This window comes from Limnohabitans sp. 2KL-1 (genome assembly GCF_003063435.1).
Classification (GTDB): Bacteria; Pseudomonadota; Gammaproteobacteria; order Burkholderiales; family Burkholderiaceae_C; genus Limnohabitans_A.
The window spans coordinates 484,094-508,019 of record NZ_NESL01000002.1 but is presented as its reverse complement, the minus strand read 5'-3'; the positions used below and the strand labels follow the sequence as shown (position 1 = coordinate 508,019).

General features: G+C 62.6%; 25 protein-coding genes. 20 read left to right on the top strand and 5 right to left on the bottom strand.

From position 1 onward, the window contains the following. Positions 1-10 precede the first annotated feature (10 nt). The 10 genes from B9Z47_RS06760 (at position 11) to B9Z47_RS06715 (ending at position 10,979) form a co-directional block, all read left to right on the top strand. Positions 11-991, top strand: coding sequence for a branched-chain amino acid ABC transporter permease (locus B9Z47_RS06760; protein ID WP_108330751.1), 981 nt, complete (start codon positions 11-13; stop codon positions 989-991). Beyond that, positions 988-1,770, top strand: coding sequence for an ABC transporter ATP-binding protein (locus B9Z47_RS06755; RefSeq protein ID WP_108330471.1), 783 nt, complete (start codon positions 988-990; stop codon positions 1,768-1,770). The genes B9Z47_RS06760 and B9Z47_RS06755 overlap by 4 nt, the downstream gene beginning before the upstream one ends. Next, the gene (locus B9Z47_RS06750) at positions 1,763-2,494 is read left to right on the top strand and encodes an ABC transporter ATP-binding protein (RefSeq protein ID WP_108330470.1); all 732 of its coding nucleotides are present in this window, start codon (positions 1,763-1,765) and stop codon (positions 2,492-2,494) included. Before B9Z47_RS06755 ends, B9Z47_RS06750 begins: the two co-directional genes overlap by 8 nt. A 20-nt stretch (positions 2,495-2,514) precedes the next feature. After that, complete coding sequence (locus B9Z47_RS06745) at positions 2,515-3,591, top strand: aromatic ring-hydroxylating dioxygenase subunit alpha (RefSeq protein WP_108330469.1); 1,077 nt, start codon at positions 2,515-2,517, stop codon at positions 3,589-3,591. Continuing rightward, positions 3,588-3,896 carry a 2Fe-2S iron-sulfur cluster binding domain-containing protein gene (locus B9Z47_RS06740; protein ID WP_108330468.1) on the top strand — a complete coding sequence of 103 codons (309 nt, stop codon included), beginning with the start codon at positions 3,588-3,590 and terminating at the stop codon, positions 3,894-3,896. The genes B9Z47_RS06745 and B9Z47_RS06740 overlap by 4 nt, the downstream gene beginning before the upstream one ends. 92 nt (positions 3,897-3,988) lie before the next feature. Continuing rightward, positions 3,989-6,427 carry an exopolysaccharide biosynthesis polyprenyl glycosylphosphotransferase gene (locus B9Z47_RS06735; RefSeq protein ID WP_108330467.1) on the top strand — a complete coding sequence of 813 codons (2,439 nt, stop codon included), beginning with the start codon at positions 3,989-3,991 and terminating at the stop codon, positions 6,425-6,427. 19 nt (positions 6,428-6,446) lie between these two features. Further along, positions 6,447-7,640, top strand: coding sequence for a glycosyltransferase (locus B9Z47_RS06730; protein ID WP_158271643.1), 1,194 nt, complete (start codon positions 6,447-6,449; stop codon positions 7,638-7,640). Further along, positions 7,637-8,557, top strand: coding sequence for a glycosyltransferase (locus B9Z47_RS06725; protein ID WP_108330465.1), 921 nt, complete (start codon positions 7,637-7,639; stop codon positions 8,555-8,557). Before B9Z47_RS06730 ends, B9Z47_RS06725 begins: the two co-directional genes overlap by 4 nt. Next, entirely contained in the window at positions 8,554-9,783 is a 1,230-nt protein-coding gene (locus tag B9Z47_RS06720; RefSeq protein ID WP_108330464.1) for a hypothetical protein, read from the top strand. Before B9Z47_RS06725 ends, B9Z47_RS06720 begins: the two co-directional genes overlap by 4 nt. 245 nt (positions 9,784-10,028) lie before the next feature. Beyond that, the gene (locus B9Z47_RS06715; RefSeq protein WP_108330463.1) at positions 10,029-10,979 is read left to right on the top strand and encodes an AEC family transporter; all 951 of its coding nucleotides are present in this window, start codon (positions 10,029-10,031) and stop codon (positions 10,977-10,979) included. 17 nt (positions 10,980-10,996) lie between these two features. Here B9Z47_RS06715 and B9Z47_RS06710 read toward each other — a convergent pair whose 3' ends face one another. The 3 genes from B9Z47_RS06710 to B9Z47_RS06700 all read right to left on the bottom strand — a co-directional run bounded on the left by B9Z47_RS06710 (position 10,997) and on the right by B9Z47_RS06700 (position 12,928). After that, on the bottom strand, positions 10,997-11,434 hold the full coding sequence (locus B9Z47_RS06710) for a DUF86 domain-containing protein (protein ID WP_108330462.1): 438 nt from the start codon (positions 11,432-11,434) through the stop codon (positions 10,997-10,999). Then, complete coding sequence (locus B9Z47_RS06705; RefSeq protein WP_233253688.1) at positions 11,419-11,892, bottom strand: nucleotidyltransferase family protein; 474 nt, start codon at positions 11,890-11,892, stop codon at positions 11,419-11,421. The genes B9Z47_RS06710 and B9Z47_RS06705 overlap by 16 nt, the downstream gene beginning before the upstream one ends. Positions 11,893-12,019: 127 nt before the next feature. Further along, positions 12,020-12,928, bottom strand: coding sequence for a LysR substrate-binding domain-containing protein (locus tag B9Z47_RS06700; protein WP_108330461.1), 909 nt, complete (start codon positions 12,926-12,928; stop codon positions 12,020-12,022). 244 nt (positions 12,929-13,172) lie between these two features. Between B9Z47_RS06700 and B9Z47_RS06695 the strand changes: the two genes are divergently transcribed. From B9Z47_RS06695 to B9Z47_RS06660, 8 genes are all read left to right on the top strand, one after another. Beyond that, on the top strand, positions 13,173-14,201 hold the full coding sequence (locus B9Z47_RS06695; RefSeq protein ID WP_108330749.1) for an amidohydrolase family protein: 1,029 nt from the start codon (positions 13,173-13,175) through the stop codon (positions 14,199-14,201). Between the two features lie 174 nt (positions 14,202-14,375). Beyond that, entirely contained in the window at positions 14,376-15,059 is a 684-nt protein-coding gene (gene ligK / locus B9Z47_RS06690; RefSeq protein WP_108312950.1) for a 4-carboxy-4-hydroxy-2-oxoadipate aldolase/oxaloacetate decarboxylase, read from the top strand. Between the two features lie 120 nt (positions 15,060-15,179). Beyond that, on the top strand, positions 15,180-16,118 hold the full coding sequence (locus tag B9Z47_RS06685) for an amidohydrolase family protein (RefSeq protein ID WP_108330460.1): 939 nt from the start codon (positions 15,180-15,182) through the stop codon (positions 16,116-16,118). After that, complete coding sequence (locus tag B9Z47_RS18890) at positions 16,115-16,336, top strand: hypothetical protein (protein WP_233253687.1); 222 nt, start codon at positions 16,115-16,117, stop codon at positions 16,334-16,336. The genes B9Z47_RS06685 and B9Z47_RS18890 overlap by 4 nt, the downstream gene beginning before the upstream one ends. A gap of 12 nt (positions 16,337-16,348) precedes the next feature. Continuing rightward, positions 16,349-16,786, top strand: coding sequence for a protocatechuate 4,5-dioxygenase subunit alpha (gene ligA / locus B9Z47_RS06675; protein ID WP_108330459.1), 438 nt, complete (start codon positions 16,349-16,351; stop codon positions 16,784-16,786). Positions 16,787-16,788: 2 nt separating this feature from the next. Beyond that, positions 16,789-17,667 (top strand): class III extradiol dioxygenase subunit beta, encoded by an 879-nt coding sequence (locus B9Z47_RS06670; protein WP_108330458.1) that lies wholly within the window; start codon positions 16,789-16,791, stop codon positions 17,665-17,667. An 18-nt stretch (positions 17,668-17,685) separates the two neighbouring features. Continuing rightward, entirely contained in the window at positions 17,686-18,639 is a 954-nt protein-coding gene (locus B9Z47_RS06665) for a Gfo/Idh/MocA family oxidoreductase (protein ID WP_199226287.1), read from the top strand. 5 nt (positions 18,640-18,644) lie between these two features. Beyond that, positions 18,645-19,814: an MFS transporter gene (locus tag B9Z47_RS06660; protein WP_108330748.1), complete on the top strand. Its 1,170-nt coding sequence runs from the start codon at positions 18,645-18,647 to the stop codon at positions 19,812-19,814. Positions 19,815-19,825: 11 nt separating this feature from the next. Here B9Z47_RS06660 and B9Z47_RS06655 read toward each other — a convergent pair whose 3' ends face one another. Next, entirely contained in the window at positions 19,826-21,064 is a 1,239-nt protein-coding gene (locus B9Z47_RS06655; protein WP_233253686.1) for a nitrate/nitrite transporter, read from the bottom strand. Position 21,065: 1 nt separating this feature from the next. Further along, complete coding sequence (locus B9Z47_RS06650; RefSeq protein ID WP_199226285.1) at positions 21,066-21,356, bottom strand: DNA-binding transcriptional regulator; 291 nt, start codon at positions 21,354-21,356, stop codon at positions 21,066-21,068. Positions 21,357-21,525: 169 nt separating this feature from the next. On the opposite strand from B9Z47_RS06650, the gene aroE reads away from it, so the two are divergent. Together aroE and B9Z47_RS06640 are read left to right on the top strand one after the other, a co-directional pair. Then, positions 21,526-22,356 (top strand): shikimate dehydrogenase, encoded by an 831-nt coding sequence (gene aroE, locus B9Z47_RS06645; RefSeq protein ID WP_108330456.1) that lies wholly within the window; start codon positions 21,526-21,528, stop codon positions 22,354-22,356. A 234-nt stretch (positions 22,357-22,590) separates the two neighbouring features. Next, positions 22,591-23,823, top strand: a complete 1,233-nt coding sequence (locus B9Z47_RS06640) for a DUF4382 domain-containing protein (RefSeq protein ID WP_108330455.1) — start codon at positions 22,591-22,593, stop codon at positions 23,821-23,823. The last annotated feature ends 103 nt before the right edge of the window (positions 23,824-23,926 follow it).

Here is a 23,926-nt window from a genome sequence, read left to right as displayed (position 1 = left end):
GAACATTCGCATGGACGCTCGTCAACAACTTTTATCCAACGCCCGGGTGCGTGGCTGGGAGCCACTGGTTTGGCTCGTGGCCTTTGTTTTGCCTTTCGCCTGGCCTGGCCATGCGCTGATCGTCAACGAGGTGGCCATCGTCGCCTTGTTCGCGGTGTCGCTGGACCTGGTGCTGGGTTACACCGGCATCGTGTCGCTGGGCCATGCGGCGTTTTTGGGCTTGGGGGCCTATGCCTCGGCCCTGTTTGCCAAGCATGTGATGCCCGACCCCATGGTGGGCCTGCTGGTGGGCATGGGTTGCGCCACGCTGCTGGGGGCGGCTTGCTCGCTCACCGTGCTGCGCGGCACCGACCTCACGCGCCTCATGGTCACGCTGGGCATGGCCCTCATTTTGATGGAACTGGCCAACAAGCTGGACTGGCTCACGGGTGGATCTGACGGTTTGCAGGGCGTGGTGATGGGCCCGGTGCTGGGCCGTTTTGAGTTTGACCTGTACGGCCAGACGGCGGCCTGGTACTCGCTGACGGTTTTTCTTGTTTTGTTTTTGCTGGCGCGGCGCTGGGTGCATTCGCCCTGGGGGGCCACGCTGATGGCGGTGCGCGACAACCCGCTGCGCGCCATGGCGATCGGCATTCCGGTGCAAAAGCGGCTGGCTGTGGTGTACACGGTGGCGGCAAGCTTGGCCGGTGCTGCAGGTGCCTTGATGGCCCAGACCACCGGCTTTGCTTCGCTCGATGTGTTCGCGCTGGAGCGCTCGGCCGACGTGATGCTGATGCTGGTCATCGGCGGCGTGGGCTGGCTGTATGGCGGTGTGGTCGGTGCGGTGGTGTTCAAGCTGATGCACGACGTCATTGCCGGCATCACGCCGCAGTACTGGACTTTCTGGATTGGGCTGTTCCTGGTGGTGCTGGTGATGGTGGGGCGCGAGCGCTTGATTCGCCCGTGGTTGTGGTTTGGCCGTGCCGCTGATCAAAAGGGGGGGGCCCAATGAACGCTTCTGTCATGCACCAGCCTGTGGTCTTGAGGGCCCAGGGCCTCATCAAGCAGTTCGGTGGCATCACCGCCACCGACAACGTGAACCTGGATTTGCGACTGGGCGCACGCCACGCGCTGATCGGCCCCAATGGCGCGGGCAAAACCACGCTCATCAATTTGTTCACCGGCGTGTTGCCACCCACTTCGGGTCGCATCGAGTTGTTGGGCGAAGACATCAGCCAGTTGGCCCCTCACCAGCGGGTGCGCCGGGGTCTGGTGCGCACCTTCCAGATCAACCAGCTGTTTGCCAGCATGACGCCACTGGAAACCCTGGCCATGGTGGTCTCACAGCAGCGCGGCCTGGGTGGGCGCTGGTGGCAAAAGCTGGGCCAAGACGCGGCTGTGGTGGAGCGTTGCGAGGCTTTGCTGGAACTGTTTCGCCTGACCGAGGTCATGCACCAGCGCACCGAGCACCTGGCCTATGGCAAACGCCGTTTGCTGGAAATGGCGATTGCATTGGCCTGTGAGCCCAAAGTGTTGCTGCTCGATGAACCGGTGGCCGGTGTGCCTGCGGGCGAGCGTGAAGAACTCTTGCAGACCGTGGCGGCGCTGCCTGCCGAGGTGTCTGTTTTACTGATTGAGCATGACATGGACCTGGTGTTTGAGTTTGCCGACCGCATCACCGTGTTGGTCAATGGCGCGGTGCTGACCGAAGGCACACCCGAAGCGATTGCGGCCGATCCGCAAGTCAAGGCGGTGTATTTGGGGCATGGCGAGGAGGTGGCCCATGGCTGAGTTGTTGAAAGTCGAAAACTTGCGTGCCGGTTACGGTGAGGCGGTGGTGCTCAATGACGTGAGCCTGTCATTGGGCGAAGGCGAAACCCTGGCCTTGCTGGGGCGCAACGGCACCGGCAAAACCACGTTGATGGACACGCTGGCCGGGGCCACGCGCCAGCACGGCGGCCAAATCTTTTTGGGTGGCCAGCCGCTGCACACTTTGCCCTCGCACGAGCGCGCTGCGGCAGGCATTGGCTGGGTGCCGCAAGAGCGCAACATTTTCAAATCGCTCACGGTGCACGAAAACCTGACCGCAGTCGAACGACCCGGACGCCACACCCGGGGCAGTCGCCCCTGGACGCCCGAGCGCGTGTACGAGATGTTCCCGCGTCTGGCCGAGCGCAAGACCAACCTGGGCACGCAGCTGTCGGGTGGTGAACAGCAAATGCTGGCCGTGGGGCGGGCGCTGGTGCTCAACCCGCGCTTGTTGCTGCTCGACGAGCCGCTGGAAGGCTTGGCCCCGATCATTGTGGAAGAGCTGCTGCGCGCGATTGCCCGCATCACCCGTGAAGAGGGCCTGTCGGCCATCATCGTGGAGCAGCACCCGCAAGCGATTTTGAAGATCAGCCACCGCGCGGTGGTGCTGGACCACGGGAATGTGGTGCACGCCAGCGATGCCGACACATTACGCCAAAACCCTGAATTACTGGACAGCCTGCTGGGCGTGGCCCGCAAGCTTTGATTTGGAGAAGAGAGGACAACATGTTCATCAAAAACACCTGGTATGTGGCCTGTTCCCAGGCCGATTTGGACGCGCTGGGCGACAAGCCTTTGGGCCGCACCATCTGCAACGAGCAGATGGTTTTCTTCAAAGGCCCGGATGGCAAGGTGGCTGCGGTCGAAGATTTTTGCCCGCACCGTGGCGCGCCCTTGTCGCTGGGCAAGGTCTGCAACGGCAAGCTGGTGTGCGGCTACCACGGCCTGGAGATGGGCTGTGAAGGAAAAACCGTGCACATGCCCGGCCAGCGCGTGCGCGGCTTTCCGGCCGTCAAGGCGTTTGCCGTGGTCGAGCGCTATGGCTTTGTCTGGGTTTGGCCGGGTGACCAGGCCAAGGTCGACGAATCGCAGATGCCCGTGTTCGAGTTTTTCGACAACCCCGCCTGGGCCTATGGCGGCGGGCTTTACCACGTCAAGGCCGATTACCGCCTGATGATCGACAACCTGATGGACCTCACGCACGAAACCTATGTGCACGCCAACAGCATCGGCCAGCCCGAGATCGACGAGACGCCTTGCGAGACCAAGGTGGACGGCGACAAGGTCATCTTGCAGCGCCACATGGCAGGCATTCAGGCGCCCCCGTTTTGGCAAATGGCCATGAGCGCCAATGGCCTGGACCCGCAGGCCAAGGTGGACCGCTGGCAGATTTGCCGCTTTTCCCCACCCAGCCACGTCATGATCGACGTGGGTGTGGCGCTGGCAGGCAAAGGCGGGTTTGACGCCGCGCCCGAACACAAGGCCTACAGCGTGGTGGTGGACTTCATCACGCCGGAAACCGAGACCTCGCACTGGTACCACTGGGGCATGGCGCGCCAGTTCAAGCCCCACGATGCGGCGTTGACCGACAAGATTCGCACGGGACAAGGCGGTATCTTTGGTGAGGACATGGAGATGCTGCAATTGCAACAAGCCAACATCACCAAGTGGCCAGAGCGCAAACTGCTCATGCTCAACATCGATTCGGGCGGTGTGCAGTCACGCCGTATCATCGACCGCCTGCTGGCCCAGGAGCTGGCACCCAAACTCTCGACAACCCCCGCGACCGGAACCCCCGCATGAGCACCGAAGACTTGACCCAAACCCCGCTGGCTGCCGATGGCAGCTTTGAAGTCCATCTGGCCCAGCGCGGCGAAACCTACCGGGTGCCCGCAGACCAATCCATTTTGAAAGTGCTCAGCGATGCGGGCGTGGATGTGCCTTTTGCTTGCGAACAAGGCGTTTGCGGCACTTGCCTGACCAAAGTGGTGGCAGGCAAGCCCGACCATTGGGACATGTTCCTCACGTCGGAAGAGCAAGAAGCCAACGACCAGATGCTCATTTGCTGCTCACGCAGCCAGACGGCTCGCTTGGTGCTGGACCTGTAAAACACCCCCGCCATCGCCTGCCAGCGAGGGCGGGGGGCGGGCGGGCCGCAGCCCATTCGGGGTGACAATACTGGCTCTTCTTGCTTGCTGTCATGTCTGCCCCTGTTCATTCCCCCATCTCCCACGTTCTGCTGGTCATCACCAAAGGTGAAGCCGGTGGGGCCCAGACGCATGTGCTGGAGTTGTGCCGCGCTTTGCAGCACCGGGTGCGGTTCACGGTGGTGATCGGTGGCGATGACACGCACAGCGCGCTCGGCCAGGCCTTGACGTCCCTGGGCATCGAGGTCTTGCCGCTGCCAAGTTTGCAAAACTCGCTCAGTCCGTTCAAGGTGCTGGCTTCGCTGCGCGCCCTGTTGGCGCATGTGCGCAGCTTGTCGCCCGATGTCATCCACGCGCACAGTGCCGTGGCGGGGGTGATCGCACGCTTGGCGGGCAAGATCGGGCAGATTCCGGTGGTCTACACCGTGCATGGCTTTGGTTTCAAGCCGCAGGCCCCCTGGCTGATTCGCACCAACGCCTGGCTGGCCGAAGCCATGCTGGCCGCCTGGACCACGCGCATGGTCTGTGTGTCGGCCTATGAAAAAGAACTGGCCAGCCGCTTGCCCATGCAGCCCGAGCGGGTGAGTGTGGTGCACAACGCCATGGGCGATGTGCCCTGGCGCAGTGACCTGCAGGCCGATGCGCCGCAGCTGGTCATGGTGGCCCGCATGGCAGCGCCCAAGCGGCCTGATGTGTTGATCGCGGCCTTGGCGCTGCTGGCTCAGCAAGGCCTGCGGCCGGTCACGCGGTTTTTGGGGGGTGGGCCTGATTTGGCGACACACCAGCAGGCCGCAGCCTTTTTGCCCCACATTGAATTTGAGGGCGATGTGGACAAGGTCGCCGAGCGCTTGGCGCAGCACCAGATTTTTGTGCTGTTGTCCGACCATGAAGGTTTGCCGATGGCCATCCTGGAGGCCATGCGCGCCGGCATGGCGGTCGTGGCCACCCGTTTGCCGGGCATCGAAGAAATGTTGACCGACGGGGACAATGCTTTGCTGGTGCCCAACACACCGCAAGCGGTGGCTGACGCGCTGCAGACCCTGCTGGTCGATGCGCCCTTACGTCAGCGCCAGGGTGGTTCTGCACGCGCGCGCTACGAGGCGGCGTTTCAGCCCGAGGCCATGGCCGCGCCGGTGCTGGCCATTTACCAGCAAGCCCCTTTGATGCACACGGCCAGCTGGCCCATGACGCGGCCCAGTCGCCACAAAAAGCAGTTGGCTTCGCAGCAAGCGCACCGGCAAAGTGCCCACCTGGTCTGGAGTTTGCTCGGCTTGCTGATGATCGGGCTGGCGTACGCCATCAGCCAGATCCTGATGGCTTGGGGTTGGGCCACGGTGGACTTTGGCAACACGGTGCTGGCCAGCCTGGTGCCCTATGCCGTGGCGGCACATTTGCTGTACCGGGGGGCGCACATGCCGGCGGCCGAGCGCGGCAGCTTGTTGTTGGTCACCACCGGTTTGCCGTTCTGGTTGACCCCGCTGGCTTTTGCCCTGTTGCAGCAGCCTTATTCGCGTGGTGCCTTGTTGCTCAGTTACCTGTTGTCCACTTTCTGGTTCTGGCTGGCCGACCAGTGGTTTTTGCGCCATCGCCCCTTCAGGCTGGTGTACCAGGACCCTCGCGTGCCCGAACTGCTGACCCCTTGGCTGCATGAGGCCCATGCGCCTACCTTGCCCCGCATCCGCTTGCTGCGCTGGCCCGAGCACGGCATGGCACCCGGCATGGCGTTGGCCTGCGAGGGCGCGGTGGTCTTGCCGGATGCCGAGGCTTGCCCGGAGCGCCGCCGTTTTCTGACGGCCCTCAAGCTGCAGCACATCCACTTGTACAGCCCCGAATCGCTGCAGGAAACCGTGACCGGTCGCATCGCCGCCAAGACCCTGGACAACGAACTGTGGCAGACCGATGGCAACCCGGCCTATGACCTGGCCAAGCGCCTGATCGATGTGACGGTGGTGTGTGTCTTGATGCCTGTGTGGTTGCCGTTGGCGGTGCTGGTGGCTTGTGGGGTCAGGCTCGATTCGCCCGGCCCGGCTTTGTACAGCCAACTGCGCACCGGTTTGCATGGCCAGCGTTTTCGCATCTGGAAGTTCCGCAGCATGCGGCATGAAGCGCAGGCCAAGGCCCGCTTTGCCCAGACCGACGACCCGCGCATCACCCGCTTTGGCCACTGGATTCGCCGCACCCGGCTGGATGAAATTCCGCAGCTGTTCAATGTGCTCATGGGCCACATGAGCCTGATCGGCCCGCGTCCTGAGCAAGAGGGCTTTGTGCATCAGTTTGCCGAGCAAATGCCCAGCTACCCTTACCGCCACCTGGTGCGCCCCGGCCTGACCGGGTGGGCCCAGGTGCAGCAAGGTTATGCGGCCAGCGTCGATGAAACGGCCATTAAGCTGAGCTATGACCTGTACTACATCACGCATTACAGCTTGGCCATGGACTTGTTGATCGTGTTCAAAACCATTCAGACCGTGCTGACCGGGCGCGGTGCGCGTTGACAGCAGGATGCCTTTGCCGATGCGCCCCACACGCCGAGTTTTGTTGTTGACCGAAGAGACCGGTGTGGGCGGCGTGCAGACCACGCTGAGCTTGTTGACATCGGCGCTGGCTGCGCGTGGCTGGCAGGTCGCGCGCCTGTCGGTGCGCCAGGGCAGGCCTTCGCTGTGGGCTTGCTGGCGAGCGGCACGCCAGGCACAGGTGCTGTTGGCTTCCAACAACTTCTGGCCTGCCTATTGGGCGGTGGCCCTGGGTTGGTTGAGCGCCAGGCCCAGCGTGGTCTGGGTGCATGGTCCTTTGAGCGAGGTGCTGCAGCAAGCCGGCGCCCCACCCGGCAAGACCCGCTGGCTGCAAACCGTGTACCGCCTGGCTAGCCAGGTGGTGTGTGCATCGCAAACGTCTGAGGCCAGCTTCAGGCGGGTGATGGGGCCAGTGTGCGATGGCCGCGATGGCCGCGATGCCCCCGATGGTTTGGGCTGGGGCCAAGCCATGTGCGTGATCCGCAACCCGGCGGTGATGCCGGGCACAGTCAGCGTCAGCGATTCGTCCGTCACATCCGGCAGCCCAGGCAACGCCGCACACGACACCGCATGCCAACCGATCCCCCAAGGTGTGGCCCCACAAGACGTGATCCCTCTGGGTTTTGTCGGCCGACTGTCACCAGAAAAACAACCCCTGCAGCTCATCGCCATGCTGCAGCAATTGCCTGCACGCTACCAACTGCATGTGGTGGGCGATGGCGAGCTGATGGGCGAGATGCAAAGCGCCGGGCAGGCGCTGATCGCGCAAGGACGTTTGCATTTGCACGGTCAACAAACCGTGAGCGTGCAGACCTACCGGGCCTGGCGCGCCACGGTGCTGTGCTCGCTGTACGAGGGTTACCCGATGACGGCGCTGGAATCGCTGGCCTGCGGTGTGCCCTGCGTCAGCACGCCGATCCCCGCCATGCAGGAAATGCTGGGCCCGCATGCCCCCGGGTGGCTGGCGCAAGACGCCAGTGCGCAGGCCCTGGCCGATGCGGTGCAAGCTGCCCTGGCACAAGCGCCCGAGGCCTTGCAGACCGCCTTGCAAGCGACGGTGGCGGCCCACGGTTTTAACCATTTTTCGCAGGCTTGGGATCAGCTGCTCAGCCGTTTTGCACCGTGCGAGCGAGGGCCGGGCGCCGACCCGCACCATGCCGATCACAACGCCAAAGAGCCCGAGGTCAAGCCATGAGCACCGTTCACTTTGTCCATGGTGCCAGTTCTTATTTGCCCGAGTTGGCCGCTTACACCCGGCACATTGAGGGGCTGGGCCACGCGGTGCAGCTGCATGTGCATGCTCAGACGGTGCCCGATGCGGCCGAAGCCGTGTGGTGGATTTGCGGACGCGTGCCCAACGACCAGGCCCGGCGTTTGCAATCTGCGGTGCAGGTGCACGAATACGCTTCGGCCAGTGTGGCGCCGCTGGCCTGGCTAAAGGATCGGGTCAAGCGATGGCAGCACCCGGTGCCGGATTTCCGGGTCTTTCAAAGCGAGTGGGTTCGCGAGCGTATGGGGTTTCACGATGCCGTACCTTATGCCTTGCGCGACATGGGTGTGCCCGAGCAGTTTTTGACGGCGCAGGCCCTGCATGCCCCGGCATTCGATCTGGTGTATCTGGGGGAGATGAGCCGCCTGCTGCATTTTTTGCCGACGCTCTACAACTTGGACCAGGCAGGCATCACGCTGCTGCTGGTGGGCGATGTGCCTGCACCTTTGCAAGTGGTGCTGCAAGGCTTGCACCACATCCACGTCACTGGGCGCGTGCCGCAGGCCGAGGTGCCACAGCAATTGCTGCGCGCACGTTGCGGCCTGAATTTGATGCCCGATGTGCTGCCGCTGAGTGAGCAAACCTCTACCAAAATGCTGGAGTACCTGGCCGTGGGGCTGCCCGTCATCGGCAACCCTTATGCATGGGCACAGCGCACTGCGCTGGCGCATCCGGGGCGTGTGCAGTTTGTGAACCTGGGTGCATCCGGGTTGTCCTGGCAACAAGCTTTGCTGCGTGCGCCCGCGCTGCAGACCGACCGACGCCATTTGCAGCGCCTGACTTGGCATGCGCAATTGCAGCACTTGCCGGTATGGCGTGCCGTGTTCGGCGGCAAGTCATGAGCCTGTTCAAAGCTTTGCCCCGTGCCACGGCACCTGCGGCCCTGGGCAGCTTGGTGTCGCTGGCGGCGCAGGGTTTTTTGGCCTTGGTGCTTTTCAAGCTGTTCAGTCCCGAAGCGGTGGGGGTGTTTTCGGTCACCAGCCAGATCGCTTTTTTCTGGGGCAGCCTGGCACTGGCACAAAGCCCCCTGAGCCTTCTGGCCAACCGGCACGAGGAACCCTTCGCTGCGGCGCGCCAAGCCTGGTGGCAAAGCGTTCGCCGCATGCTGTGGCTTGCGCCTTTGGCGGCGGTGGGTGCGGCCTGGGCGGGCTTGGGCCACTGGGGCGCGGTGTGGGCCTGGGCCGCTGCCCTGTGCTTGACACAACTGAGTTGGCAATTGGCGCAAAGCCTGACGCTGCGTGTGGGCAGCCGCTGGGCCATGGGCGGGGTGCGCATGGTGCCGCCGGTGCTGGCCGCGTTGGCGGTGGTGCTGGGGGCGTGGTGCTTTCATGACGCGGGTGCGTCGGTGCTGCTGGGTTCGGCTGTTTTGGGCTATGTCGCCGGAGCCTGGTGGTTGCGGCCTGCCTGGCAGGCGGGGGCTGTCACACAAGGTGGCACACAGCACGCATCCGGTGGGGATGAATCCGCTGCGCCCCAGTCTGATCCGCGCAGTGCCCGGCTCAAGATGCTGCATGCCTTGGTCGATGGCCTGGCCGCCACCGCTTTGGCGGTGAGTTGGCCCGCGCATTACGGCGCGCAGGAGGCAGGCTGGTTGCTGGCCGTGTTGCGCATTCTGAGCTTCATTCCCGCGCTGGTCCACACGGCCTGGGCGCAGGTGGTGTTGGGCAGTGCCACCGCCGTTCGCTTGAGCCCTGTGCATGTGGCCTGGAGTGCGTCAGTCTTGGTACTGGGCGTGGGGGCATTGGCGCAAATGGCTTTGGCTTTGGGCTGGCTTGATGTGCGCTGGCAAGGTCTGTCGGGCTATGTGTGGCCGTTGGCGGCATGGCAGATCGCGGCCTGCTTTGCTGCAGCTTATGCGCATTGGCCGTTTCAAAAAGGGCTGGCCTCGGTGTATTCCAGGCTGTGCATCGTCATCCAAGGGGGCTTCGTGGTCCTGTGTGTGGGCCTGCCTTGGCTGAGCGATGTCACGGCCAGCCAGCATATCAACGTGGTTGCCGCATACATGGGCCTGAGTCTGTGCGGCTTGACGCTGTTTGTGGTGCGCAGCGCAGCGCGGTGTCCCCGGTGACGGATGGCGAGGGGCTGTGACTTGGTCAGCATGTGTTGTGCCGGATGGCTGAGTGGCTTTTTTGCCGAGAGATGGCGCGAAGCCTGGCTGCAGCCAAGCGCCAAACGGTCAGCACATCGGTCCGGTCGGGGCTGGGTTAGGCCCTGGCACATAAAAATACAATCAAGGCAGAAAAATCTGAAGCAAGGGGCACGGCATACCCTGCACTTGGCAGCGCTGGCGGCCTCACACACTGAACGGTTGGAATGAACGCGACTTTTGATATCTTGGGCATCACTGGCCCGATTTACCTGGCCATTGCGCTGGGCTATTTCTTCACCCGTCGGGGCGTGTTTGCCAGGGCCGACATGCAGGTGTTTGGCAAATTCACGATCAACCTGGCCTTGCCGGCCTTGCTGTTCAATGCGCTGTCGCAGCGCAGCATTGGTGAAATCCTGAACGCCCAGTATCTGCTGGCGTATGCGCTGGGGTCGATGGCGGTGCTTCTGGGTGGCTTGTTCTGGGCGCGCAAGGTGCAAGGCCACACGCTCAGTTACAGCAGCATGATGGCCATGGGCATGTCTTGTCCCAACAGTGGCTTTGTGGGGTACCCGATCATGCTGCTGACCTTGGGGCCGGTGGCGGGCGTGGCGCTGGCGCTCAACATGGTGGTTGAAAACCTGCTCCTGATCCCGTTGCTGCTGGCCGTGGCCGACAGCCAAGGGCAGCCCGGGCAGTGGAAGCAGGCTTTGCTGCAAACGCTCAAAGGCCTGGTCAAAAACCCGATGATCATCGGCATCGTGGCCGGTTTCCTGTTTTCGCTGTCAGGCGCTCAGATGCCCGCGCCCTTTGCCCGCACCATCAACCTGTTTGCGCAGGCCAGTGCGGCCTTGTCGCTGTTCGTGATTGGGGGCTCGCTGGTGGGGCTCAAGGCAGGGGGGCTCAAGGGCACGGTGTCGCAAATCGCCTTTGGCAAATTGTTTTTGCATCCGCTGGCCATGTGGGCGGTGCTGATGTGGGCGGTGCCGATTGCCGATCCGGCCCTGCGCTCTGCGGCCTTGCTCACCGGGGCCTTGCCCATGCTGGGCATCTACACCATCCTGAGCCAGCGCCATGGGCATGGCGCCATCAGTGCCGCCACGCTGCTGGTGACCACGGTGGTGTCGTTTTTCACGCTCAGTGGCTTGCTGTGGGTGTTGCAACACCACCTTTTGTGAGCCATCCGGGGGTGGGCTCAAATCCGTGGTGATGACGCCTTTTGCGTTTGCCAGAGGATCACGGCACGGGCGAAGTGGTTGAAGTCTTGCAGGTGGGTCGCAATGATGGCGTGCACCACTTGCCAGTTGATGGTGCTGTAGTTGTGCACAGCGATGTTGCGAAAACCGACGGATTTCTTGAGTTGTGAGGCCAGATCGGCGCTGATGACGCCCATGCTGGCCAGCTGGTCGAAGATTTCCCCCATGGTGGCCGGGCCTGGCCGGTTATGACTGGCCGCAATGTGAGCCCCAATGTCCACGGCCATTTGTACTGCACGCGTCAGGTTCAGGGACACGATGTCTTGTAGGTCAAAGTCGTCAGCGAGTTGGTCTGCATCAAAAGGTTGCTTGGATTCAATGCGTGCCAGACAGCGACGCAAGGATTCGAGCTTTTGATCCATTACTTGTTGATCCACGCTAGCCTCCTTTCTTGCAGTATGCGTGCCTGGTAAGGCATGAAGTCAGCGGCATCCATGACGTGCCGCATCATGTATTGGGCGTGCAGCACATCGCTGCCCATGATCCTAATGCCATGTTGCATGATTTGACCCAGCAGGGGTTCTCCCACGGTGCGCAAATCAATCAGGTCAATGGGGCGTCCTGTGGCGAGCGCCAGGGCTGCGATGGTGTCTATATGTTGCTGCACGCTCATGACTTGATTGAATGCAACAGCAATGTCGAGGTCACTGTCCGGCTTTTGGGTGCCCTTGGCGCATGAACCGAAAACAATGGCCAGTTGCAGATGGGGTAATTGTTGCAGTGCGTGTCTGATGTCCGGGAGGCTGGCCATCGCATGCGTGGCCAAAGTACTGTGGTCAAACACGGCTTGTGCTGTGCTCGGTGCTACGTCAATGGGGCCTGGGTTTGTGCGCATGGGTTTGATTTTGTCATACCGACAATCCGGAGGATTTGCCCCGTGTCGTTCAGCGAATTCATGCCCTCTTGACATCGCCACACTTCGCTTGCGATGACAAAGTCTGTGCCGAAGTCACCACTGCGAATCACGACGTCAGCCATTCCCGGCTCACTTCGTTGATCAGCGTCAAAGTCGCTTGCTGGGTGAGGGTGGTGGGGCGCAGTGAACTCACCGCCGTGGTCAGCTGAATGGTCAGTGCAGGTTCAGACACTTGCCGCACCGCATACGCCGATGGGCGCACCGAGCGCATGACCGCGTTGCCCGGCAGGATGGCGTAGCCCGCGCCGTCGGCCACCAGGTCCAGAATGGCGCTCACGCCGTCGATCTCCAGTGCAATTTGGGGGCGGCAACCTATGGCGGCCATTTCGGACTCGACGTGCATGCGGATCGCGTTGGGGCGCGTGGGGATGACCAAGGGCAGGGAGGCCACTTCTTGCAGGCTGATGGGCGGCGGGGGCGGATCTTCCTGCAGGCCGGGTGGGCGTGGCTGCACCAGCAGCAGCTGTTCTTGCACCAGAGGGGTGTGTTCGATGCCTTGCACCTGACTGGGGTTGTAAAGGACGGCAATGTCCAGGCGACCGTTTTGCAGGTTCTCCTGCATGGCGGTGGACAAGCCTTCGCTGATGGACAGCTGGGCCTCGGGCATCTTGAGGCGAAATGCACGGGTCAAAGGCACCGTGAGCACCCGTGCCACGCTGGGTGGCAGGCCCAGTGCCACGCGCCCTGACAAACCGCTGCGCACACGGCCCAGTTCTTCGCGCGCCCGCTCCACCTGGTGCAGGATGCCCCGGCCGTGTTCGAGCAGCAATTGCCCGGCCTGGGTGGGGGTGGCACCACGGCCATTGCGCACCAGCAGGTTTTGCCGCAGCTCGACTTCGAGCAGGCGCACCTGGCGGCTGAGCGCCGGTTGGGCAATGTTCAGGGCCTGCGCGGCCCGGGTGAAGCTGCCCAATTCGGCCACGCGCACAAAGTATTCCAGCTGTTTGAGGTCCATGGGAACCCTTTCTGTTGGCGTGATTTTGTCATATCCATGGCTTGGTTATGCGGATTTGTTCTAGCTGGTAGATGATGAGGGGGCTGGGTGCTGAGGGCGTGCGCCTGCACAATGGGCGCTTGAATTTTTGCAGGTCGGCGGCTTCAGCCCGGACAAGCTTCACCAGTGCACTTTGTCGGGGCTGAAGCCGCCGACCTGCAAGACCCCCATCATTCAGGAAGCAGAAATGAGCCAAACCCAGCCCTTGATCATCGACGTGCACGGTCACTACACCACCGCCCCCAAGGCTTTGGAAGAGTGGCGCAACAAGCAAATTGCAGGCATCAAAGACCCGGCCATGATGCCCAAAGTGGCCGATCTGAAAATCAGTGACGACGAACTGCGCGAGACGATTGAGACCAACCAGCTGGCCAAGATGAAAGAGCGCGGCTCAGACATCACCATCTTCAGCCCCCGCGCCAGCTTCATGGCCCACCACATTGGCGACTTCAATGTCTCGTCCACCTGGGCGGCGATCTGCAACGAGCTGTGCTTCCGCGTGGCGCAACTCTTTCCTGACCACTTCGTGCCTGCGGCCATGCTGCCCCAGTCGCCTGGTGTGGACCCCGCCACCTGCATCCCCGAGCTGGTCAAGTGCGTGGAGCAATACGGCAACGTCGGCATCAACCTGAACCCCGATCCATCGGGTGGTCACTGGTCTTCGCCTCCCTTGTCCGACAAGGCCTGGTACCCCATTTACGAAAAAATGGTCGAGTACGACATCCCCGCCATGATCCATGTGAGCACCAGCTGCAACAGCTGCTTTCACACCACCGGGGCGCACTACCTGAACGCCGACACCACGGCCTTCATGCAGTGCTTGACCAGTGATCTGTTCAAGGATTTCCCGACGCTCAAGTTCTTGATCCCGCACGGCGGCGGCGCGGTGCCTTACCACTGGGGTCGATTCCGCGGTTTGGCGCAAGAACTCAAAAAGCCTCTGCTGTCCGAGCACTTGCTCAACAACATCTTCTTTGACACCTGCGTGTACCACCAGCCGGGCATCGACCTGCTGACCAAGGTGATCCCGGTCAAAAACATTTTGTTCGCCTCCGAGATGATCGGCGCCGTGCGTGGCATTGACCCCGAAACCGGTCACTACTTTGACGACACCAAGCGCTATGTGCAGGCCACAGCCAACCTGAACGACCAAGAGCGTTACATGGTCTATGAAGGCAACGCACGCCGCGTGTTCAAGCGCCTGGACGACCAGTTGACGGCCAAGGGCAAGTGAGCAGCTTCGCGTGCAGGCGATGGCGACACTTTGCCCTGACGAGCGCAGCGCGGCCATCCAGTGTCTGGAACGCCGCGCCACTTCGTTCCTCGCGATGACGGTGTTTTGTCATGGCCAGCGAAGTCTGGCAATCCTCTCTTTTGTGCCTCTTATTTAAATTTGAAGGAAGAACCCATGTACGAACTCGGCGTTGTTTACCGCAACATCACCCGCGCTGACCGCGCGGCCACCGACGGCCTGGCCGCTTTGGGCTCGGCCACGGTGCACGAAGCCATGGGCCGTGTTGGACTCATGAAGCCTTACATGCGCCCCATCTATGCGGGCGCGCAGGTGTCCGGCACGGCCGTCACGGTGCTGCTGCACCCCGGCGACAACTGGATGATGCATGTGGCCGCAGAGCAGATTCAGCCCGGCGACATCGTGGTCGCGGCCATCACCGCTGAATGCACAGACGGTTATTTTGGCGACCTGCTGGCCACGTCCTTCATGGCCCGTGGCGCACGCGCTCTGATCATCGACGCCGGTGTGCGCGATGTGAAAGAGCTGACCAAAATGGGTTTTCCCGTCTGGAGCAAAGCCATCAGCAGCAAGGGCACGATCAAGGCCACGGTCGGTTCGGTCAACATCCCCGTGGTGTGCGCCGGCATGATTGTCCACCCCGGTGACGTGATCGTGGCCGATGACGACGGCGTGGTCTGCGTGCCACAGGCCATCGCCGCCAAGACGCTGGCCACAGCGCAAGCCCGTGAAGCCAACGAAGGCGAAAAACGCGCCAAGCTGGCATCCGGCGTGTTGGGTCTGGACATGTACAAGATGCGCGAGCCTCTGGCGGCAGCGGGTCTGAAATACATCGATTGATCAAACCTGACAACAAAGGACAAGAGGCTGTGCGGCCCTGTTGGGGCGATTTGCTGGCCGAAGGACTGATGAGCCCCGGCAGGGCCGTGCAGCCTCTTGTCCGTTCATGATGGAGCCAAGATGAGCAAACCTACAACCGGTGACTTCACCAAAACCGCAGGCTGGATGGACTGGTACACCGGTCCGGCCAAGCCCACTTTCAAACTGCCCGTAGGCGCTGTTGATGCGCATTGCCACGTGTTTGGCCCCGGCGCAGAGTTTCCTTATGCGCCCGAGCGCAAGTACACGCCCTGCGATGCGTCCAAACACCAGCTGTATGCCTTGCGCGATCACTTGGGGTTTGAGCGCAACGTGGTGGTGCAGGCCACCTGCCACGGCGCTGACAACCGTGCCATGGTTGATGCATTGGTCAGCTCTGGCGGCAAGGCGCGTGGCGTGGCCACGGTCAAGCGCAGCGTGACGGACCAGGAAATCCAGGCCATGCACGACGCCGGTGTGCGCGGTGTGCGCTTCAACTTCGTCAAGCGTCTGGTGGACTTCACGCCCAAGGACGAGTTGATGGAAATTGCCAGCCGCATCGCGAAGTGGGGCTGGCACGTGGTGATTTACTTTGAAGCGGTGGATCTGCCTGAGCTGTGGGACTTTTTCACCGCACTGCCGACCACCGTGGTGGTGGACCACATGGGTCGCCCCGATGTGTCGCTGCCCGTGGACGGCCCGCAGTTTGCGCTGTTCCAGAAGTTCATGCGTGAACACAAAAACGTCTGGAGCAAGGTGTCCTGCCCCGAGCGTTTGTCGGTCACCGGCCCCAAGGCTTTGAATGGGGAGCAAAACGCTTATCGGGACGTGATCCCCTTTGCCAAGCGCATCGTGGAAGAGTTCCCCGACCGCGTGTTGTGGGGCACCGACTGGCCTCATCCCAACCTGAAAGACCACATGCCCGACGATGGCCTGCTGGTGGACTTCATCCCGCACATCGCTCCCACGGCTGAGCTGCAAAAGAAGCTGCTGGTGGACAATCCGATGCGCTTGTATTGGCCGGAAGAGGTTCTGCGTTGAGTGTTCAGCGTTCAGCGTTCAGCGTTCAGCGTTTGGCGTTCGGCGTGAAGAATCCAACGCTCAACGCTCAACGCTCAACGCTCAACGCCCAACGCTCAACGCTCAACGCCCAACGCTCAACGCCCAACGCTCAACGCTCAACGCCCAACGCCCAACGCTCAACGCCCAACGCTCAACGCTCAACGCTCAACGCTCAACGCTCAACGCTCAACCCTTAACGCAACACCACCATGGCTTTAGACAAACCCTACACCGACGTGCCCGGAACCATCATTTTTGATGCCGAGCAATCGCGCAAAGGCTACTGGATCAACCAGTTTTGCATGTCGCTCATGAAAGCCGAGAACCGTGAAAAGTTCAAGGCCAATGAGCGTGCTTACCTGGACGAGTGGCCCATGACCGAAGAGCAAAAGCAGGCCGTGCTGGCCCGTGACCTCAACTGGTGCATGCGCACCGGCGGCAACATTTACTTTCTGGCCAAGATCGGCGCCACCGACGGCAAGAGCTTCCAGCAGATGGCCGGCTCCATGACCGGCATGACCGAAGAGGAATACCGCAACATGATGATCAAGGGTGGTCGCAGCGTCGAAGGCAACCGTTACATCGGCGAAAACGGCGATGCCCAGGCGCAGAACCAGCCCCAAGGCGCAGCCGGAAAGAAAGCATAAACATGGCCAAAATTACCGCATCCGTTTTCACCTCGCATGTGCCCGCCATCGGCGCGGCCATGGACCTGGGCAAGACACAGGAAGACTACTGGAAGCCGCTGTTTGCAGGCTACGACTTCTCCAAACAATGGATGAAGGACAACAAGCCCGACGTGATCTTTCTGGTCTTCAACGACCACGCCACCGCTTTCAGCCTGGACATGATCCCGACCTTTGCCATTGGCACGGCCGCTGAATACACGCCTGCCGACGAAGGCTGGGGCCCACGCCCGGTGCCCCAAGTCAAGGGCCATCCCGAGCTGGCTTCGCACATCGCGCAGTCGGTCATCCAGCAAGACTTTGACCTGACCATCGTCAACAAGATGGACGTGGACCACGGCTTGACGGTGCCCCTGTCGCTGATGTGTGGCGAGCTCGACCCCGTCAAAGACGCTTGGCCTTGCCCGGTGATCCCGTTTGCCGTGAACGTGGTGCAGTACCCCGTGCCCAGCGGCCAGCGCTGCTTCAACCTGGGTCAGGCCATCCGCAAGGCGGTCGAGAGCTACGACGAAGACATCAACGTGCACATCTGGGGCACAGGCGGCATGAGCCACCAGCTGCAGGGCGCGCGTGCGGGCCTGATCAACCGCGAGTGGGACAACGCCTGGCTGGACCAGCTGATCAACGACCCGGTCGCGGCTGCGGCCACACCGCACATTGACTATGTGCGCGAAGCGGGCAGCGAAGGCATCGAGCTGGTCATGTGGCTGATCGCCCGTGGTGCGATGAGCGACATCGAGGGCGGCAAGGCCACAGGCCCCGCGCCCAAGTTGCGTCACCGCTTCTACCATGTGCCTGCGTCGAACACGGCGGTGGGACACGTCATTCTTGAGAATGCATAAATTTCTGGAGTCATCATCATGAGCAAAACCATCAAAGTCGCCCTGGCGGGCGCAGGTGCCTTTGGCATCAAACACCTGGACGGCATCAAGAACATCGACGGCGTGGAAGTCGTCTCGCTGATCAGCCGTGACATCGAAAAAACCAAAGAAGTCGCTTCCAGATACGGCATCGCCCACGCCACCACCGAGCTGGACGAAGCCCTGGCTTTGAAAGAAGTCGACGCCGTCATCCTGTGCACCCCCACGCAAATGCACGCCAGCCAGACCCTGGCTTGCCTGAAGGCGGGCAAGCATGTGCAGGTCGAAATCCCGCTGTGCGATGTCTACAAGGAAGGCCAGGAAGTGCTGCGTGTGCAAAAGGAAACCGGGTTGGTGGCCATGGTGGGTCATACCCGCCGCTTCAACCCCAGCCACCAGTGGGTGAACCACAAGATCAAGGCCGGTGAGTTCAACATCCAACAGATGGATGTGCAGACCTACTTCTTCCGCCGCACCAACATGAACGCGCTGGGCCAGGCCCGCAGCTGGACCGACCACCTGCTGTGGCACCACGCTGCCCACACCGTGGATCTGTTTGCATACCAGTGCGGCAGCCCCATCGTCAAAGCCAATGCGGTGCAAGGCCCGATCCACCCCGCTTTGGGCATCGCCATGGACATGAGCATCCAGCTCAAGGCCGCCAACGGTGCGATCTGCACTTTGTCGCTCAGCTTCAACAACGATGGCCCATTGGGTACCTACTTCCGCTACATCGGCGACACCGGCACTTATTTGGCCCGTTACGACGACCTGTACACCGGCAAGGAAGAGCAGATCGACGTGTCCAAAGTGGCCGTGTCCATGAACGGCATCGAGCTGCAGGACCGTGAATTCTTTGCGGCGATTCAGGAAGGGCGCGAGCCCAATTCCAGCATCGCGCAGGTGCTGCCTTGCTACCAGGTCCTGCACGACCTCGAACAGCAACTGGCGTGAGCGCTTTGACGCCTGCTGACGAGCGCCAGCATCTGACGCTGCTCGGCCTGGCAGGTTTTGCCAGCATGGCCTCGATGCGCATCTGCGACCCGATGCTGCTCTTGCTGGGCCAGGAGTTTCAGGTCAGCACGGGCGACGCGTCGGCGGTGGTCTCCGCGTTCGCCGTGGTCTATGGCCTGCTGCAGTTGTTTTACGGCCCGTTGGGCGAGCGTTTTGGCAAGCTGCGGGTGGTGTCGCTGGCGGTGTCGGCTTGTGCGCTGTTCAGCGCCATCACGGCACTGTCGATGAACCTGCCCATGCTGGTCATCATGCGCGGTTTCATGGGCGGGGCGGCGGCGGGCATCATCCCTTTGTCCATGGCCTGGGTGGGTGACCAGGTGCCTTACGAGCGCCGCCAGGAAACCCTGGCCAAGTTGATGAGCGCCACCGTGCTGGGCATGATGAGCGGCCTGTGGTTTGGCGGTTTCGCGGCCGACACCGTGGGTTGGCGCGGCGCTTTTGTCTTGCTCGCGGCCATGTTCGGGGTGGCTGCCGTGCTGCTGCTGCGCCGCTTGCGCCAACAGGTGCAGCCGGTGCCGGCGGCGGCACCGGGCCTGTGGGCCGCGTTTCGCCTGACCGGTGAACTCCTGGCCGTGCCCCGCGTGCGCTGGGTCTTGGGCGTCACGGCAGCAGAGGGCGCTCTGGTGTTTGGCGCCATGGCTTTCATGCCCACGCATTTGCACCAGCAGTTTGGTTTGAGCGTGGTGGCCGCGGGTTCGGTGATGATGCTGTACGGCGTGGGCGGTTTGATCTACACCCAGATGGCGCGGCGCTGGTTGGCCTGGCTGGGCGAGCGTGGTCTGGTGCGCATGGGGGCTGCCCTGGTGGCTGCCGGTTTGCTCGTGCTGGCCTGGGGCAGTGGCCTCTGGCTGGGCCTGCTGGCTTGCCTGATGACCGGGCTGGGCTTTTACATGCTGCACAACACCTTGCAGGTGCAAGCCACCCAGATGGCCCCGGCCGCACGCGGTACCGCCGTGACCCTGTTTGCCTGCTCACTGTTTTTTGGCCAGTCGACCGGAGTGCTGCTCATGGCCCAAAGCGTGGACATGGGCTGGCTGGCCCATGCCTTCACGGCGGCGGCTGTGGGCGTGTCCGTTCTGGGCGTGGTGGTGTACCGCCTGGTGGGGCGGCACTGAACCCCAAAGGCTCAGTCCTTTTTCAACAAAGGTTGCAAGGCCCACAAGCCCAGAGCCGGACCGGGGGCCAGCAGCCACAGCGCCATGCTGCCCCACTGCTGCACGGCCCAGCCCAGCAGCAAGATGCTGACCACGGTGATCAAAAACCCCACGCCGTTTTGCAGCACCAGGGCGCTGCCCAGCCACTGCGGCGGTGCGTGCTGCGACGACATGGCCGAAAACTGCGGCGAATCGGCCACCACGCAAATGCCCCAGAACAGCAAGGCCCCCAACTGCAACAGCGGCCAAGAGTCGGGGATGAAGGGGTAGCCCAGGCACATCAGGCCCGATGCGGCCAAGGCCGTGGCCGCCACCCGTGCACTGCCCACGCGGCGGCTCCACATGCCGCCCAGCACGCAACCGAAAAACCCCATGCCGATGGCCGCAAAACTCATCAGCGCCACCGACGGTGCCCAGCCGTAGCCAGTGGCCACCAGCGAGCGATGGATGGGCAGGCTCAGCCAAGGCAGCACGCTCCAGAACGCATAAAGCTCCCACATGTGGCCAAAGTAGCCCAGCGCCGAGGCGCGAAAACCGCGCACCGCAATCACCTCGCGCAAAGCTTGGGTGTTCAGGCGAACGGGGGCAGGGGCTGTGGGTTGACCCGGAGATGCGGGCTGCTTGGGCGGCTGGCCCATCCAGGCCACCAGCGCCGCGCCCACCAAGGCCAGCACCGACGAGCCCAGCAGCACCTCGGGCCAGGGCCAGCTCTGGCCAAGAGCCCGCAAGCCGTGCGGCATGGCCGTGCCCAAGGTCAGCATGCCCACCAGCCAACCCAGCGCGGCGGCCGGTTTGCTGCCCACGCGCTGCACCAGCATCTTCATGCCCAACGGGTAGATGCCGGCCAGGCACATGCCCACGACAAAGCGCAGACTCCAGAACACCCCGTAATCGGTCACGCCCCAGGTGACGGCGGCGTTGGCCAGCGCCCCGAGCGAACTGCACACCACAAAAATGCGTGTGGGCTGAAAGCGGTCGGCCGCGCCGCTGAAGGCAAACGCCATGGTGCCCGCGATGAAACCCAGCTGGGTAGCGGCCAGCAGCCAGCCAAAAGCGGCGGCGCTCAGTTGCCAGGCCTGCATCAGGCTGTCGGCCACCCCGCTGGGGCTGAACCACAGCGAGGTGCTCAGGCACTGCGCCAGAACGATGAACACCACCGCCAGCGAGGTTTGGCGTGCGGCGGGGGGAATGGGGGCGTTGGCGTGTGTCAATTCAGGCCATCGAACGCAGCAGGTCGGGCCACTGTTGGGCGACCTTGATCAAGGTTTTGGCCGCCCCCGAGGGTTGGCTGCGGCCTTGCTCCCAGTTTTGTAAAGTGCGCACCGACACGCCCATCAATTGCGCAAAGGCCGATTGCGTCAAACCCACTTTGGCCCGAGCTTCGGCAGCGGCCGACAGCGTGACCTGGTGCACCTGGCCTTCGCCGCGCCGGGCTTGCTGGATGGAGGTCAAAACATCTTGCGCAAAGGCTTGCATTTCTGGGTCTATTTTTTCTTTGGGCATCAAAGGCCTCCTGCATGTCGGTTTGCCCGTGATTGTGACTGAGCGGGGGGCGTGTTGGGGCGCGTTGGGCGCGTGGGTGCATATCTGAACCGAGGCGATCGACAGGGTGTGGGTTGGGGCGGCTAAGATTCCAGCTTTCAAGCTGAGCATTTTTTCCGGAAGTCCCTTCATGACCGACTCTTACGCCGTCATCGGCAACCCCATCGAACAAAGCAAGTCACCTTTCATCCACATCGCTTTTGCGCAGGTCACAGGGCAGGACATTCATTACACCAAGCTGCTGGCCCCAGTGGGTGGTTTTGCGGGGGAGGTGGACGCCTTTCGCGCCCGTGGCGGGCGGGGCATGAATGTGACGGCACCCTTCAAGCTCGATGCGTTTGCCTATGCCACCGATCAGGCCCCCAGCGCACAGATGGCGGGGGCGGTGAACGCCATGAAGTTCGAGGGCGACAAGGTGTATGCCGAAAACTTTGACGGCGTGGGCTTGGTGCGCGATCTGGTGCACAACCTGGCCTGTCCGCTCAAGGGGCGGCGCGTGTTGATTTTGGGCGCGGGCGGTGCCACACGCGGTGCTTTGCTGCCCCTGCTGGCCGAACAACCCGCCGAGCTGGTGATCGTCAACCGCACTGTGGCCAAGGCGCAGGCGCTGGAAGCGCTGGCGCTGCAGCACCAGACGGGCCTGGTGCCGGTGCAGGGCTTGGGTTATGACGCGGTGCAGGGGGCTTTCGATGTGGTGCTCAACGCCACCTCGTCCAGTCTCAAAGCCGAGTTGCCGCCCTTGAACCCCAGCGTGTTTGCGCCGGATTGCCTGGCCTATGACCTGACCTACGGCAAAGGGCTCACGCCCTTCCTGCAGCTGGCCCAGCGAGCCGGTGTGACACGCTTGGCCGACGGCGTGGGCATGCTGGCCGAGCAGGCCGCCGAGGCGTTTGCCTGGTGGCGCGGCGTGCGGCCAGACACGGCTGCGGTGATTGCACAGCTGACGGTGCCGCTGGTCTGACATTTTTGTAACAGACCCGGCGGGCAGGGCGGCCATGCCGCTGTGCGACTGATAGGCAAAAGGGTGTACACACAAGGGTCTGCGAAAGTAAACCAATGGCTGTATGGCGCTGGGCGCGCGCATGTCAGACGATGGGCAAAGGTGTAAGCGGGCGGCATGGGGCCTTACTTTTGGTTACCGCATGCGGCTTGGGCCGAAGCCAGAATTTGTCCATTGTTTTTCATGGAGATCAGCATGCGCACCAACAAGCCAAACGGGCTTTTCAAAACGTTGTCATGGGGTGGCCTGGGGCTCTTGACCACAGGCCTCATCGCGTGTGGCGGCGGCGGGGGAGGCGCGCCGTCCACCGGCACACTCAAGCTCGCCATGACCGACGCACCGGCCTGCGGTTACGACCATGTCTATGTCACGGTCAACAAAATCCGGGTCCACCAAAGCGCCACGGCCGATGGCACGGAGTTGCTGGGCTGGAGTGAATTGAGCATCCCGGCCCAGCGCATCGATTTGCTGTCGCTGACCAATGGCGTGTTGCAGGAGTTGGGCAGTCTGCCTTTGCCTGCTGGCAACTACCAACAAGTGCGTCTGGTGCTGGCCGACAACCCTGCCAACCCGTCCACTGCCAATCCGTTGGCCAATGCGCTGGTGCTCTCGGGCAGCGCGGACGAAGTGCCGCTGAGCACACCCAGCGCCCAGCAAAGCGGCTTCAAACTGAAGGCGCGCTTCGATGTGCAAAGTGGTCAGGTGGCCGACATGGTGCTGGACTTTGATGCTTGCCGCTCCATCGTCAAGGCGGGCAGCTCCGGGCGTTACAACCTCAAGCCCGTGGTGGCGGTGATTCCGCGCCTGACCACGGCCATCGAAGGCTATGTTGATCCGTCGATCGCGCCCCATGTGGTGGTCTCTACGCGCGACCCCGACAACAACCTGCGTGCCACGGTGCCGAACCCCATCACGGGCAAGTTCACCTTGGCGTATTTGCCTGAAAACACCCACTACACGGTGGTGGTGGCCGGACAAAACCTGACCACGGCGGCGGTGACGAACGTGCCCGTGTCCCGGGCCACGGGCGTCACCGTGCTGAACACGGCGCAGACCGCCATCTTGCCTGCGGCTTCGGCCATGGCCGATGTGGCCGGTGTGGTCAGCAACAGCGCCAATGCACTGCTGACCGATGCCCAGGTGTCTGCACGCCAGACCCTGAGCACGGGGCAGGTGCTGGAGGTGGCCTCCACCGGGGTCGATGTGACCAGTGCCGACTACCGCATGAGCTTGCCTTTGGCTGCTGCAGTGAAAGCGCCTTATGTCCAAGGGGCGGTTTTGAACTTCAGCACCGACAGCATGGTGGCGGGGCGTTACAACGTGACCGGCACCGCCGCGGGCTACACCACGCAAAGCACCGATCCGGTGCTCAATCTGGGGCTGGCGGGCAGCACCACCGTGAAAAATCTGGTGTTGACGACCCCCTGAGCCTGCACCACTGGCGCGAGCGCCAGGCACAGGGCAGGGCAGCGCAGCGCAGCGCTTGCCGCCTGATCAGGGTCGACCGTGTGTCGGCCCTTGTCGTTTCAAG

Coding starts and splice junctions, on each gene's coding strand:
- B9Z47_RS06760 (WP_108330751.1), top strand. CDS start 11: ATGGACGCTCGTCAACAACTTTTATCCAACGCCCGGGTGCGTGGCTGG.
- B9Z47_RS06755 (WP_108330471.1), top strand. CDS start 988: ATGAACGCTTCTGTCATGCACCAGCCTGTGGTCTTGAGGGCCCAGGGC.
- B9Z47_RS06750 (WP_108330470.1), top strand. CDS start 1,763: ATGGCTGAGTTGTTGAAAGTCGAAAACTTGCGTGCCGGTTACGGTGAG.
- B9Z47_RS06745 (WP_108330469.1), top strand. CDS start 2,515: ATGTTCATCAAAAACACCTGGTATGTGGCCTGTTCCCAGGCCGATTTG.
- B9Z47_RS06740 (WP_108330468.1), top strand. CDS start 3,588: ATGAGCACCGAAGACTTGACCCAAACCCCGCTGGCTGCCGATGGCAGC.
- B9Z47_RS06735 (WP_108330467.1), top strand. CDS start 3,989: ATGTCTGCCCCTGTTCATTCCCCCATCTCCCACGTTCTGCTGGTCATC.
- B9Z47_RS06730 (WP_158271643.1), top strand. CDS start 6,447: ATGCGCCCCACACGCCGAGTTTTGTTGTTGACCGAAGAGACCGGTGTG.
- B9Z47_RS06725 (WP_108330465.1), top strand. CDS start 7,637: ATGAGCACCGTTCACTTTGTCCATGGTGCCAGTTCTTATTTGCCCGAG.
- B9Z47_RS06720 (WP_108330464.1), top strand. CDS start 8,554: ATGAGCCTGTTCAAAGCTTTGCCCCGTGCCACGGCACCTGCGGCCCTG.
- B9Z47_RS06715 (WP_108330463.1), top strand. CDS start 10,029: ATGAACGCGACTTTTGATATCTTGGGCATCACTGGCCCGATTTACCTG.
- B9Z47_RS06705 (WP_233253688.1), bottom strand. CDS start 11,892: ATGCGCACAAACCCAGGCCCCATTGACGTAGCACCGAGCACAGCACAA.
- B9Z47_RS06700 (WP_108330461.1), bottom strand. CDS start 12,928: ATGGACCTCAAACAGCTGGAATACTTTGTGCGCGTGGCCGAATTGGGC.
- ligK (WP_108312950.1), top strand. CDS start 14,376: ATGTACGAACTCGGCGTTGTTTACCGCAACATCACCCGCGCTGACCGC.
- B9Z47_RS06685 (WP_108330460.1), top strand. CDS start 15,180: ATGAGCAAACCTACAACCGGTGACTTCACCAAAACCGCAGGCTGGATG.
- ligA (WP_108330459.1), top strand. CDS start 16,349: ATGGCTTTAGACAAACCCTACACCGACGTGCCCGGAACCATCATTTTT.
- B9Z47_RS06670 (WP_108330458.1), top strand. CDS start 16,789: ATGGCCAAAATTACCGCATCCGTTTTCACCTCGCATGTGCCCGCCATC.
- B9Z47_RS06665 (WP_199226287.1), top strand. CDS start 17,686: ATGAGCAAAACCATCAAAGTCGCCCTGGCGGGCGCAGGTGCCTTTGGC.
- B9Z47_RS06650 (WP_199226285.1), bottom strand. CDS start 21,356: ATGCCCAAAGAAAAAATAGACCCAGAAATGCAAGCCTTTGCGCAAGAT.
- aroE (WP_108330456.1), top strand. CDS start 21,526: ATGACCGACTCTTACGCCGTCATCGGCAACCCCATCGAACAAAGCAAG.
- B9Z47_RS06640 (WP_108330455.1), top strand. CDS start 22,591: ATGCGCACCAACAAGCCAAACGGGCTTTTCAAAACGTTGTCATGGGGT.